The following is a 12,258-nucleotide window of genomic DNA, read 5'->3' as shown; positions in this document are numbered from 1 at the left end:
ATTGAAGAGAAAGACCATGAGTAATTTGTCCATCGTCCCATTGAGCTCTGCCCTCGGCGCGCAAATCAGCGGCGTCGATATCAGCCAGCCGTTGAACCTGGAACAACGCGATGCCATCGAGCAGGCGCTGCTCAAGCATCAGGTGCTGTTCTTTCGCGACCAGCCGATCACTCCGCAGCAACAGGTACGCTTTGCCGCCAACTTTGGCGACCTGCACATTCATCCGATCTATCCGAACGTGCCCGAACAGCCAGAAGTGCTGATCCTCGACACCGCCGTGACCGACGTGCGCGACAACGCGATCTGGCACACCGATGTGACCTTCCTGCCGACCCCGGCCATGGGCGCGGTGCTCAGTGCCAAGCTGCTGCCGGAGTTTGGCGGCGACACGCTGTGGGCCAGTGGTATCGCAGCCTACGAAGCCTTGTCGACGCCGATGAAAAACCTGCTCGAAGGGCTGACCGCCACCCACGATTTCACCCGTTCGTTTCCGCTGGAGCGCTACGGCAACACGCCTGAGGCGCTGGCGCAGTGGGAAGAAGCACGACGCAAGAATCCGCCGTTGTCTCATCCGGTGATCCGCACACATCCGGTGAGCGGGCGTCGCTCGCTGTTCGTCAACGAAGGCTTCACGTCGAAGATCAACGAACTGTCGGAAACCGAGAGCGAGGCGGTTCTGAAGTTCCTGTTCGCCCATGCCACGCGGCCGGAATTCACCATTCGCTGGCGCTGGCAGAAAGACGACATCGCATTCTGGGACAACCGCGTGACCCAGCATTACGCGGTAGATGATTACCGGCCCGCGCGGCGGGTGATGCATCGGGCTACGGTGTTGGGGGGTGTGCCGTTTTTCCGCTGATCAATCCATTTGTGCTGAATTTGATGGCCCCTTCGCAGGCAAGCCCGCTCCCACAGGTACTGCGCCGACTTCGAAATGGCGCATATCCTGTGGGTGCGGGCTTGCCCGCGAAGAGGTCGGAACAGGCACTGGAAATCCAGTGCCGATCACTCATTCCGCCGTTGAAGGCTTCTCCCAAAGATTGATCCCGCCCTCCTGGGCAAACCGGTCAATCTCTGCCAACTCTTCCACACTGAAACTCAAATTCTTCAACGCCCCCACGTTCTCGACAATCTGCTCCGGCCGGCTCGCGCCGATCAGCGCCGACGTCACCCGTGGATCGCGCAAGGTCCACGCCAGCGCCAGTTGCGCCAGGCTCTGACCGCGACGCCGGGCGATCTCGTTCAGCGCGCGCACGTGAGCGATGTTGGCCTCGGATAAGTGCGACGCCTGCAAAGAACCGCCACCCGGTCGATTGACCCGCGCATCCGCCGGGACGCCGTTGAGGTACTTGTCGGTCAGCAACCCTTGAGCGAGCGGCGTGAAGGCAATCACCCCGGTGCCCAGTTCCTCGGTGGTGTCCAGCAGGTCTTTTTCCACCCAACGGTTGAGCAGGTTGTAGGCCGGCTGATGAATCAGCAACGGGACTTTCCATTCCTTGAGCAACGCTGCCATTTCCCGGGTTTTCACCCCGGAATAAGACGAGATGCCGATGTACAGCGCCTTGCCCTGTTGCACCGCCGAGGCCAGGGCGCTGGCGGTCTCTTCCAGCGGCGTGTCCGGGTCGAAACGGTGAGAGTAGAAAATGTCCACGTAGTCCAGGCCCAGGCGTTGCAGGCTCTGGTCGAGGCTGGCCAGCACGTACTTGCGCGAACCGCCACCCTGACCATAGGGGCCCGGCCACATGTCCCAACCGGCCTTGCTGGAGATGATCAACTCGTCACGGTACGGCTTGAAGTCTTCACGCAGCAATCGACCGAAATTGATCTCGGCGCTGCCATAGGGCGGGCCATAGTTGTTGGCCAGGTCGAAATGGTTGATACCCAGATCGAACGCTGTGCGCAGCAGCGCACGTTGGATGTCGATCGGCGTGCTGTCGCCGAAGTTGTGCCAAAGGCCCAGGGACAACGCCGGCAGCACCAGCCCGCTGCGGCCCACGCGGCGGTAAGGGATGGAGTCGTAGCGGTTTTCGGCAGCGGTATAAGTCATCGAATCCTCTCTTGTCTGTCTTGAATCTGGTCTCGACTGCTTCGCCAGTCGCCCAGCATACGCCCGGACAAACACCAAAAAACCCCGGATTCGACTAATTGCTGAAACGTTTCACGATTTCTTTGCCCTTGCAGTGTCCGGCGTAAATGGCGGGTTGGTTTAAGCTGGTTTCAGGCAGGTCGGGCCGCCCAGAACCTGTAGGAGCTGGCTTGCCAGCGAAAGCGGCCTGAGTGGCACCACACATCCGCAGGACGAAACCCGATATGCACACCACCATCATCATCACCTTCGGCCTGATCCTCCTGGCGCTGATGCTCTACATCGGCGAGAAAATCGGCTTCACCCGCCAGACACTGGCCTACGGCTTTGTCGGCCTGTGGCTGGCATTGACGTTGATCAACGGCGCGGTCGGGGTGGTGCATGCCGGCCAGCCACTGAGTATGGAACTGATGGTCGGCAGCGCCGTATTCGGTGTCCCGGTGGCGGCGCTGGTGTTGTTCATGGTGCTGACCACCGAGACGTGAAGGCCCGATCAACGCACCAGATGCAGGAACTGCATGTGCCGCTCGTACTGATCCAGGATGTCGTTGATCACCTGCTCCCGGGTGTAACCCACCAGGTCGTAGTCCTGACTGCCCTCACTCAAATGCACTTCGGCTCGGTAGTAACGCCGGTTGTTCAGTTCCTTGGAACCCATGCCGCCACGGGCGAACGACGGCGTGAAATAGCCACGCATTTGCACCTGATAGATGAACGGGTGCTGATCGCCGTGACCGATCTCCAGGCTGACGCTGTCGTTGACCGGCTCCGGGTGGGTGACGACGCCGAGGCCTTTTTCGATGAACACCGCCGACACCTCTTCGATGGCCGGGCGTACCGTCGAATCGAGAACGCGATACACCTCGTCCCGCGACGGGAAATGCACCGCCTGACTCAAGCGCTGGCGCCAGCCGCCCCGCCGCGAGCCGGACACCGGTGCCAGGGAATGCATCTGCGCAATCTGCTTCTGCGATTCCAGATAGAACGCCTTGTGCAGGCCCCACATCATCAACAGCAGGATCAGCGAGAACGGCAGCGAGGTCAGCACCACCGCTGATTTCAGCGCATCGATGCTGCCGGAAAACAGCAGCGCGCTGGTCACCAGCGCAGTCATCGCCCCCCAAAACACCCGCAACCATTTCGGCCCGTCTTCATCGGGGCCGCCGCCCTTGGCGGACAGCGTCGACAGCACCACGGTGCCGGAATCGGCGGAGGTGACGAAGAACACGAAGCTGATGAACACCGTGACCGCGATGACGGTTTTGCTCCACGGGTAGGTTTCCAGCAGCAGGTAAAGGGTCATCGACGGATTATCGATGGCCGACAAACCCAACGCCGACATGCCGTGGTTGAGCACCTGGTCAATGGCGCTGTTGCCGAAGATCGACATCCACGCCAGGGTGAAACCGAGAGGAATCAACAGCACGCCGAAGACAAACTCGCGGATGGTCCGGCCTCGGGAAATCCGTGCGATGAACAGGCCCACGAACGGCGACCATGCGATCCACCAGGCCCAATAGAACACCGTCCAGCCGCCCAGCCAGTCGCTGGGCTTGTCATACGCGTACAGGTCGAAGCTCTTCATCGGCAACGCGCCGAGGTAATCGCCAAGGTTCTGGATCAAGGTGTTGAGCAAGTGCTGCGTGGGGCCGGCGAATAACACGAACAGCAGCAGTGCGCAGGCCAGCAGCATGTTGATATCGGACATGACCCGCACGCCCTTATCGACGCCGGACACGGCCACTATGATCGCCGCCCCCATCATCAGCGTGATCAGGCCGACCTGAATCCACCGGGTATGGGCGATACCGAACAGGTAGTCCAGCCCCGAGTTGAGGTGCAACACGCCAAAGCCCATGTCGGCGCCGAGGCCGAACACCGTGGCAATGATGCCGAAGCCGTCCACTGCGTAACCGATGGGGCCGTTGATGCGTTTGCCGATCAGCGGATACAGCGCCGAGCGCAAGGCCAGCGGCAGGTTGTGCCGGTAAGCGAAGTAGGCCAGCGCCATGCCGACGAAGGCGAACACGCCCCAGCCGTGCAGCCCCCAATGCAGAAACAGAACCTGCATCGCCTGACGTGCCGCATCCGCCGTGCCCGCCTCACCTTGCGGCGGTTGGAGCATATGGGTCAGCGGTTCGGACACGCAGAAGAAAAACAGGGTGATGCTGATCCCGGCGGCGAACAGCATGCCGGCCCAGGACAGGTAACTGAATTCGGGCTCGTCGTGGTCGGCACCGAGTTTTATCTTGCCGTAGCCCGATAACGCGGTGACCACCACGAAGACCAGATACAGGGTCATCGCCAGCATGTAGTACCAGCCGACCGTGTTGGCCGCCCAGTTTTGCGCCGCCAGCAGCCAGGCGCCGGCCTGTTCTGGCATGGCCATGACCACGACGCCGAACAACAGAATGAAACTCGCGGCGAACCAGAACACTGGCGGATTCATGCGGACCAGGCCGCTTGAAGGGAGGGACGATGCACTCATCAACGGTGCACCTCAAAGGGGGAAAACGTGGCTGTAGAAATCGGACTCAGCAAAGGCAAGCCTCCTGTTGTGAGCGGGCGGCGAACCACCGGTTTAACTTGAATGAACGTTCAAGTTAAACATAGATAGGGGGCTAAGGACTAATCGCAGGGCTGGGCGGTACTGTTGGCAGGCAAGCTCGAAGGAAGATTTGACGCGAGATTTGATCGGGACCGCTGGCTCGATTCGACTTGAAATCCAATCGCGGGCAAGCCCGCTCCCACAGGATCTGTGGCGTACATAGAACCTGTGGGAGCGGGCTTGCCCGCGATGAGGCCAGCTCAGTCAGCGAAAATTCAAAGCTTTACTTCTGCGTCCCATCATCCAGCTGCAGACTCGCCTGGGTCAGGTTGCTGCCCGCCGGTACGCTGCGAGTCAGCCAGACGTTGCCGCCAATGGTCGAGCCCTTGCCGATGGTGATCCGCCCCAGAATCGTCGCGCCGGCATAGATCACCACGTCGTCCTCGACAATCGGATGCCGCGGCTGGCCCTTCTGCAACTGACCATCTTCGTCCGCCGGGAAGCGCTTGGCACCCAGGGTCACGGCCTGATAAATCCGCACCCGCTCGCCAATGATCGCCGTCTCTCCAATCACCACGCCGGTCCCGTGGTCGATGAAGAAACTGCGGCCGATCTGTGCACCGGGGTGAATGTCGATGCCGGTGGCCGAGTGGGCGATTTCCGCGCTGATCCGTGCCAGCAATGGCAAGCCGGCGCGGTACAAATGGTGGGCCAGGCGATGGTGAATCACCGCCAGGATGCCCGGGTAGCACAACAGCACTTCATCGACGCTGCGTGCCGCCGGATCGCCGTGATAGGCCGCCAGCACGTCGGTATCCAACAAGCTGCGCAGCCCCGGCAGGGCGAGGGCGAAGTCCTGAATGATCTGGATGGTTTTGGCCTCGATTTCGGTGTCGGCCCGGCCACTGTGGCGAGCGGCGTACCGCAATTCGAGCCGCGCCTGGGCCAGCAGTGCATTCAGCGCGACATCAAGGGTGTGGCCCACGTAGAAGTCTTCACTTTCCTCGCGCAGGTCCACCGGCCCCAGGCGCATAGGGAACAGTGCGCCACACAGTGCTTCGAGAATCTCCGCCATCGCCGCCCGGGACGGCAACTCGCGACCGCCCTGCTCGGTGCTGGCGCGGCCATTTTGTGCACGCCACTGATCGCGTGCCGTGCGCAGCTGACTGACGATGGTCTGCAATTGCCAATGGCTGGAACGCTCACTCACGGTAAAAACTCCTCACGGGCGACCGGACTGTCTGGCCGCACTGACGGCGATTACTTTACGGCAAGGTCTGCGAGCCAAATTAAGAACCAATTGTGCTGTAGTAAGCATCTTTGGCTATAAGGCGATTGACGGTTGCCCAGGCTTTTAGGGGTGCCTATAGTCCTTTCATCCTCCACCGCCAGTACGGACTCATGATCAAACAACAGCTTGCCCGCTTTAACCGTCTCGACCTCCTTGGTCAGCCCACCGCCCTGGAAAAACTCGAACGCCTGTCGACCTGGCTGGGTCGCGATGTGTACGTCAAACGCGATGACCTGACCCCACTGGCCATGGGCGGCAACAAGCTGCGCAAACTCGAATACCTGGCCGCCGATGCCCTGGCCCAGGGCGCCGACACCTTGATCACGGCAGGCGCGCTGCAGTCCAATCACGTGCGCCAGACGGCGGCGATTGCCGCCAAGCTTGGCCTCGGTTGTGTCGCCCTGCTGGAAAACCCCCTCGGCACCGACGACGCCAACTATGTCGGCAATGGCAATCGGCTGCTGCTGGACCTGTTCGAGGCCAAGGTCGAGCTTGTGGAAAACCTCGACAACGCCGACGAACAATTGCAGGCCCTGGCTGCCCGCTTGCACAGTAATGGCAAGAAACCCTATCTGGTGCCGATTGGTGGTTCCAACGCGCTAGGCGCCCTGGGTTATGTGCGCGCCGGCTTGGAACTGGCCGAGCAGATCAAGGACACCGGGCTGAAGTTTGCCGCCGTGGTCCTGGCGTCGGGCAGCGCCGGAACCCACAGCGGCCTGGCATTGGCGCTGAGCGAAGCGCTGCCGGATCTGCCAGTGATCGGCGTCACGGTTTCGCGCAGCGAGGAAGATCAGCGGCCGAAGGTACAAGGCTTGGCCGAGCGCACCGCCGAGTTGCTGGGCGTGAGCTTGCCGGCGAATTTCAAGGTCGAGTTGTGGGATGAGTATTTTGGGCCACGCTATGGTGAACCGAATGCCGGGACGCTGGCGGCAGTGAAGCTGGTGGCAAGCCAGGAAGGCCTGCTGCTCGACCCGGTCTATACGGGCAAGGCCATGGCGGGGTTACTGGATGGGATCGGACGTCAGCGTTTCGATGACGGCCCGATTATTTTCCTGCACACCGGTGGGGCGCCAGCGTTGTTTGCGTACAAGGATTTCCTGTAGACGCCGCAACCCTGTAGGAGCGAGCCTGCTCGCGATGGACGAAAAGGCGCCGCGGGGTGTCAGGTTGCCAGCGTTATCGTTGACGACCCTCGCGAGCAGGCTCGCTCCTACAGGTAAAAAGCATTATTCGATAAAAGAATAATAAACATATAAATTATTATTTTCTAATCTAAAAACGCCATCATATAGTCATACCGCAGGCGAATTTCCCGAGAGACGCATACGCTGCTTTAGGGCAGGATAGCGCTGTCGTCCAATTCCCGATTTCGCCAACCTTTTTTAAAGCGTCTTCCATAAGAAAACACAGGGGCTTGTCATGAATTTTTCCGCACTACGTCGAAATCTGCTGGTGGGTTCGCTGGGCCTGGCACTGAGCGCTGGCCTGATCGGCCAAGCGGTTGCCGGTGAGCAGCTGCAACAAATCAAGGACAAAGGCGTGATCAACGTCGGCCTGGAAGGCACTTATCCACCGTTCAGCTTTGTCGACGAAAACGGCAAGCTGGCGGGCTTCGAAGTCGAGCTCTCCGAGGCTCTGGCCAAAAAGTTGGGCGTCAAGGCCAAGATTCAACCCACCAAGTGGGACGGTATCCTCGCCGCGCTGGAATCCAAGCGCCTGGACGTAGTGGTCAATCAGGTGACCATCTCCGACGAGCGCAAGAAGAAGTATGACTTCTCCGAGCCGTACACCATCTCCGGGATTCAAGCGCTGGTGCTGAAGGACAAGGAAGCCGCGCTGAACATCAAGACCGCCGCTGACCTGACCGGCAAGAAAGTCGGCGTAGGCCTGGGCACCAACTACGAACAATGGGTGCGAGCCAACGTGCCGGGTGCTGATGTGCGCACCTACGACGATGATCCGACCAAGTTTGCAGATCTGAACAACGGCCGTACCGATGCCATTCTGATCGATCGACTGGCCGCACTTGAATACGCCAAGAAAGCACCGAAAACCGTGGCTGCCGGCCAAGCGTTCTCCCGTCAGGAATCCGGCATCGCCCTGCGTAAAGGTGAGCCAGAGCTGCTGGCTGCGGTAAACAAGGCCCTCGATGAGCTGCGTGCCGACGGCACCCTGGCCAAGATCTCGGAAAAGTACTTCCAAGCTGACGTCACCAAATAATGGAAGCGGCTTTCCAACTTGCGCTGGACTCCGCGCCTTTCCTGTTGAAAGGCGCGTACTACACGGTAATCCTGAGCCTCGGCGGGATGTTCTTCGGCCTCGTGCTGGGCTTCGGCCTGGCACTGATGCGCCTGTCGCGTTTCAAATCGGTAAGCTGGCTGGCCCGCATCTACGTGTCGTTCTTTCGCGGCACGCCGTTGCTGGTGCAACTGTTCGTGATCTATTACGGCTTGCCGCAATTGGGTCTGGAACTCGATCCGCTGCCGGCGGCCCTGATAGGCTTCTCCCTGAACATGGCCGCCTATGCCTGTGAAATCCTGCGCGCCGCGATCGGATCGATCGAACGCGGCCAATGGGAAGCGGCTGCCAGCATCGGCATGACCCGCGCGCAGACCCTGCGCCGGGCCATCCTGCCGCAAGCGATGCGCACGGCGTTGCCGCCGCTGGGCAACAGCTTTATTTCACTGGTCAAGGACACCGCACTGGCCGCTACCATCCAGGTGCCGGAGCTGTTCCGACAGGCGCAATTGATTACCGCCCGGACTTTCGAAGTCTTCACCATGTACCTTGCCGCCGCGCTGATCTACTGGGTCCTGGCCACGATGCTTTCGCACCTGCAGAACCAGTTGGAAGCCCGGGTCAATCGGCACGATCTGGAGTCCTGACCCAATGATTGTCGTGGAAAAACTGACAAAGCAGTTCAAGGGTCAAGTCGTACTCAACGGCATCGATCTGCAAGTGAAGGAAGGCGAGGTCGTGGCGATCATCGGGCCAAGCGGCTCGGGCAAGACCACGTTTCTGCGTTGCCTGAACTTCCTGGAAGAACCCACCAGCGGCCGGATCAAGGTCGGCGACATCGAGATCGATGGCAGCCGTCCGCTGAACCAGCAGCAAGGCCTGGTGCGCCGTTTGCGCCAGCACGTGGGCTTCGTGTTCCAGAACTTCAACCTGTTCCCCCATCGCACCGCCCTGGAAAACGTCATCGAAGGCCCGATCGTGGTGAAAAAGACCCCGCGCGCCGATGCCGTTGCCCTGGGCAAGAAGCTGTTGGCCAAGGTCGGCCTGGCGGGTAAGGAAGATGCTTATCCGCGCCGTCTTTCGGGCGGCCAGCAACAACGTGTGGCGATTGCCCGCGCGCTGGCGATGGAACCGGAGGTGATCCTGTTCGACGAACCGACCTCGGCCCTCGACCCGGAACTGGTGGGCGAAGTACTGGCGACGATCCGCGGCCTGGCCGAAGAGAATCGCACCATGGTCATCGTGACCCACGAAATGGCTTTCGCCCGCGACGTGGCCAATCGTGTGGTGTTTTTCGACAAGGGGGTGATCGTCGAACAAGGCGAAGCCAAGGCGCTGTTTGCCAACCCGAAAGAAGAACGTACAAAACAGTTTCTCAGCAAATTTCTAAATAACTCACACGCTTGAAACACCCATCGTAGAACCCCCAACTTCCATGGATGGAAGTTACCCACCCCACAACTAACTCCCTGTCATTATGTGCGTTACATATATATGCACGCCAACGAATGCGGTGGTGAACACCATCAACTGTAGGAGCGAGCTCGCTCGCGATGGTCATTAACGATTACGCCGGATTACCGGCTCCCCGCGGCGCCTTCGAACCCATCGCGAGCAGGCTCGCTCCTACACAAGCCATGTCTATTTGCGGCATTCCCTTAGCGAGAATTAACTACCAGATGTAGGAAGCTTCTGAATTACAGCGGAGCTCGTCCTTAACTAACCCACTCTATTGACTCAACTTAGACCGCGCTCTTATCTACCTTGACCCGCTACTTTCCGCTTGTTCCCGATATGGACTTCGCTGAAATACTTCAAGGAGAGATACCCATGAACTGCCTCCCGCGCATCCCGGCTTTGGCGCCACCCACCCTGCCCCAGGCCCACAAGGCCGGTATCAATATCATTGCGGCGACTGACCTGTGGGTCGACATAGGGCCGTACGCCGACATGGGCACCGGCGACCTTATCGAATTGTTCTGGAACGGCCACTTCGTTGCCTCCCGTGTGCTGACAGCGCAGGACACTGGCCACACTGTCAGCCTGCGGGTCCCGGAAAGCTTTATCGTCAGCGGTGCCCCTTGGGTGCATTACCGAGTCATGCAGGTCGGCAGAAACCCGGTGCTGTCGGTGGCGACGCGGGTAGCGGTCAAGCTCGAATGCCCCGGCGGCCCACTCGGTGATGACGAAAATCAGTTCCTGGCGCCGGTAAATCTGCCCGCCTTCATCCGCCGCCGGGGGCTCAACAGGCGACAGATCCAGCGTGGCGTGCCGCTGACCATCGAGCCTTACCTGAACATGGCCTCCGACGACGAAATCACCCTGCGCTGGGGCGATGTGCGCATGGATCTGCCTCGGCTCATGGCGGCTGACGTGGGCCGGCCGATCCACGTCTGGGTACCACCGGCAATCATTGTCGACGCCGGCGAAGATCTGCGACTGGAGGTGACCTACTGCATTCTCGACCGGGTAGGCAACAACTCGCGCTGGGCGCCGGCGCGAATGTTGAAGGTTGGCCGACACTCCCTGTAGGAGCGAGCCTGCTCGCGAAGAACGTTCAGACAACGCAGGCATCCAGACAGCCCGCGTCATCGTTAACGACCATCGCGAGCAGGCTCGCTCCTACAGGAGTTGTCGCCGACCGCGATCCTTTCTATGCATATTCCTAAAAGTTAGTTCATAAGTTTTTTATAAACGCTTAGGGTATATGCACCGGACCACCGGACATTCTTGTTTTCGTTCGCCGCATAGCGGCGCTTCCATAAGATGTGAGGTAGGTATGGTCCGGAACACAATCACCCCAGTGCAGATCGCCAGGGCATTGCGTGCAGCCAAGGAGCGGCACTGATGTCCAGTCTGGCAGATGCAATCGTCCAGAGTGATCTGGATGTCGCCCCGCTGTTGTTGCCCGCGCAAGTCCTGCGCAACGACGCACAAGCCATCAAGGCCGCCCATGAGCTGGCGCACGTCGCCCGACTGCAAGCGGCCAAACGTGACCAGCAGCGCAAGCTGCCATGGTCGGAAATCGAACAGTTCACCCGCAGCGGCCTGGGCAGCATCGCTATCCCCCGCGAATACGGTGGTCCACAGGTTTCGTTCGTCACCCTGGCCGAGGTGTTCGCGATCATTTCCGCCGCGGACCCAGCCCTCGGGCAGATCCCGCAGAACCAGTTCGGCATACTGAATCTGGTACTCGGCAGTGCCACCGAAGCGCAGAAAACACAGCTGTTCAAAAGCGTTCTCGAAGGCTGGCGCATCGGCAATGCCGGGCCCGAGCGCGGCACCAAAAATACCCTCGAACTCAAGGCACGCATCACGGCCGACGGCGACGGTTTTGTCCTCAACGGGCAGAAGTTCTATTCCACCGGCGCGCTGTTCGCGCATTGGGTTGCAGTCAAGGCGCTCAACGACGACGGCAAGCAAGTGCTGGCCTTCGTGCGTCGCGGCACGCCTGGGCTGCGCATCGTCGACGACTGGTCCGGCTTCGGTCAGCGCACCACCGCCAGCGGCACGATTTTGCTTAACAACGTGCGAGTCGACGCCGAACTGGTGGTCGACAACTGGAAGATCAACGAACAGCCAAATATTCAAGGAGCGGTCTCGCAGCTGATTCAAGCCGCCATCGACGCCGGCATCGCCCGGGGCGCCATCGATGATGCTATCGAGTTCGTGAAAACCCGCGCTCGGCCATGGATCGACGCCAACGTTGAGCGGGCCAGCGATGACCTGTACGTGATCGCCGATATCGGCAAACTGAAAATCGAATTGCATGCCGCCGAAGCTCTGCTGCGCAAGGCCGGTCAAGTGCTCGATCAGGTCAGTGCCGCGCCATTCACCGCCGAGTCCGCCGCCCGCGCTTCGATTGCCGTGGCCGAAGCCAAAGTGCTGACCACCGAGATCTCGTTGCTGGCCAGCGAAAAGCTTTTCGAACTGGCCGGCAGCCGCGCCACCCTCGCCGAATTCAACCTCGACCGCCATTGGCGCAACGCCCGGGTGCACACGCTGCATGATCCGGTGCGCTGGAAATACCACGCGGTCGGCGCCTATCACCTCAATGGCACGCTACCCGCTCGCCATTCCTGGATTTAACGACCA

The 12,258-nt window shown here is 60.3% G+C and carries 11 protein-coding genes; 8 read left to right on the top strand and 3 right to left on the bottom strand.

Going from position 1 to position 12,258, the window contains the following annotated elements; all coding sequences use genetic code 11:
• Positions 1–16: 16 nt before the first annotated feature.
• Positions 17–859, top strand: coding sequence for a taurine dioxygenase (tauD, locus tag LAB08_RS01110; protein ID WP_096513922.1), 843 nt, complete (start codon positions 17–19; stop codon positions 857–859).
• A 150-nt stretch (positions 860–1,009) separates the two neighbouring features.
• Here the strand turns inward: tauD and mgrA are convergent, their stop codons facing one another.
• Positions 1,010–2,047, bottom strand: coding sequence for an L-glyceraldehyde 3-phosphate reductase (mgrA, locus tag LAB08_RS01105; RefSeq protein WP_096513923.1), 1,038 nt, complete (start codon positions 2,045–2,047; stop codon positions 1,010–1,012).
• Positions 2,048–2,310: 263 nt separating this feature from the next.
• On the opposite strand from mgrA, the gene LAB08_RS01100 reads away from it, so the two are divergent.
• The gene (locus tag LAB08_RS01100) at positions 2,311–2,571 is read left to right on the top strand and encodes a hypothetical protein (RefSeq protein ID WP_096513924.1); all 261 of its coding nucleotides are present in this window, start codon (positions 2,311–2,313) and stop codon (positions 2,569–2,571) included.
• An 8-nt stretch (positions 2,572–2,579) separates the two neighbouring features.
• Here LAB08_RS01100 and betT read toward each other — a convergent pair whose 3' ends face one another.
• The gene (gene betT, locus LAB08_RS01095; RefSeq protein WP_172901694.1) at positions 2,580–4,535 is read right to left on the bottom strand and encodes a choline transporter BetT; all 1,956 of its coding nucleotides are present in this window, start codon (positions 4,533–4,535) and stop codon (positions 2,580–2,582) included.
• A 382-nt stretch (positions 4,536–4,917) separates the two neighbouring features.
• Complete coding sequence (epsC, locus tag LAB08_RS01090; protein ID WP_096513926.1) at positions 4,918–5,844, bottom strand: serine O-acetyltransferase EpsC; 927 nt, start codon at positions 5,842–5,844, stop codon at positions 4,918–4,920.
• 191 nt (positions 5,845–6,035) lie between these two features.
• Between epsC and LAB08_RS01085 the strand changes: the two genes are divergently transcribed.
• The 6 genes from LAB08_RS01085 to LAB08_RS01060 all read left to right on the top strand — a co-directional run bounded on the left by LAB08_RS01085 (position 6,036) and on the right by LAB08_RS01060 (position 12,252).
• Positions 6,036–7,028: a D-cysteine desulfhydrase gene (locus tag LAB08_RS01085; protein ID WP_096513927.1), complete on the top strand. Its 993-nt coding sequence runs from the start codon at positions 6,036–6,038 to the stop codon at positions 7,026–7,028.
• Positions 7,029–7,344: 316 nt separating this feature from the next.
• Positions 7,345–8,145: a cystine ABC transporter substrate-binding protein gene (tcyJ, locus tag LAB08_RS01080; protein ID WP_096513928.1), complete on the top strand. Its 801-nt coding sequence runs from the start codon at positions 7,345–7,347 to the stop codon at positions 8,143–8,145.
• Positions 8,145–8,810: a cystine ABC transporter permease gene (gene tcyL, locus LAB08_RS01075; RefSeq protein WP_096513929.1), complete on the top strand. Its 666-nt coding sequence runs from the start codon at positions 8,145–8,147 to the stop codon at positions 8,808–8,810. The genes tcyJ and tcyL overlap by 1 nt, the downstream gene beginning before the upstream one ends.
• A 4-nt stretch (positions 8,811–8,814) precedes the next feature.
• Positions 8,815–9,570 (top strand): L-cystine ABC transporter ATP-binding protein TcyN, encoded by a 756-nt coding sequence (gene tcyN, locus LAB08_RS01070; RefSeq protein ID WP_096513930.1) that lies wholly within the window; start codon positions 8,815–8,817, stop codon positions 9,568–9,570.
• Between the two features lie 423 nt (positions 9,571–9,993).
• Positions 9,994–10,695 carry a hypothetical protein gene (locus LAB08_RS01065; RefSeq protein WP_096513931.1) on the top strand — a complete coding sequence of 234 codons (702 nt, stop codon included), beginning with the start codon at positions 9,994–9,996 and terminating at the stop codon, positions 10,693–10,695.
• 315 nt (positions 10,696–11,010) lie between these two features.
• Positions 11,011–12,252, top strand: coding sequence for an SfnB family sulfur acquisition oxidoreductase (locus LAB08_RS01060; protein ID WP_096513932.1), 1,242 nt, complete (start codon positions 11,011–11,013; stop codon positions 12,250–12,252).
• Positions 12,253–12,258: the final 6 nt, after the last annotated feature.

This window comes from Pseudomonas izuensis, from assembly GCF_002356535.2.
Taxonomy (GTDB): Bacteria; Pseudomonadota; Gammaproteobacteria; order Pseudomonadales; family Pseudomonadaceae; genus Aquipseudomonas; species Aquipseudomonas izuensis.
The sequence above is the reverse complement of the archived record's forward strand: the minus strand, read 5'-3'. Positions and strand labels throughout refer to the sequence as shown.

Coding starts and splice junctions, on each gene's coding strand:
- LAB08_RS01060 (WP_096513932.1), top strand. CDS start 11,011: ATGTCCAGTCTGGCAGATGCAATCGTCCAGAGTGATCTGGATGTCGCC.
- LAB08_RS01100 (WP_096513924.1), top strand. CDS start 2,311: ATGCACACCACCATCATCATCACCTTCGGCCTGATCCTCCTGGCGCTG.
- mgrA (WP_096513923.1), bottom strand. CDS start 2,047: ATGACTTATACCGCTGCCGAAAACCGCTACGACTCCATCCCTTACCGC.
- betT (WP_172901694.1), bottom strand. CDS start 4,535: ATGAATCCGCCAGTGTTCTGGTTCGCCGCGAGTTTCATTCTGTTGTTC.
- tcyJ (WP_096513928.1), top strand. CDS start 7,345: ATGAATTTTTCCGCACTACGTCGAAATCTGCTGGTGGGTTCGCTGGGC.
- LAB08_RS01085 (WP_096513927.1), top strand. CDS start 6,036: ATGATCAAACAACAGCTTGCCCGCTTTAACCGTCTCGACCTCCTTGGT.
- tauD (WP_096513922.1), top strand. CDS start 17: ATGAGTAATTTGTCCATCGTCCCATTGAGCTCTGCCCTCGGCGCGCAA.
- tcyL (WP_096513929.1), top strand. CDS start 8,145: ATGGAAGCGGCTTTCCAACTTGCGCTGGACTCCGCGCCTTTCCTGTTG.
- LAB08_RS01065 (WP_096513931.1), top strand. CDS start 9,994: ATGAACTGCCTCCCGCGCATCCCGGCTTTGGCGCCACCCACCCTGCCC.
- tcyN (WP_096513930.1), top strand. CDS start 8,815: ATGATTGTCGTGGAAAAACTGACAAAGCAGTTCAAGGGTCAAGTCGTA.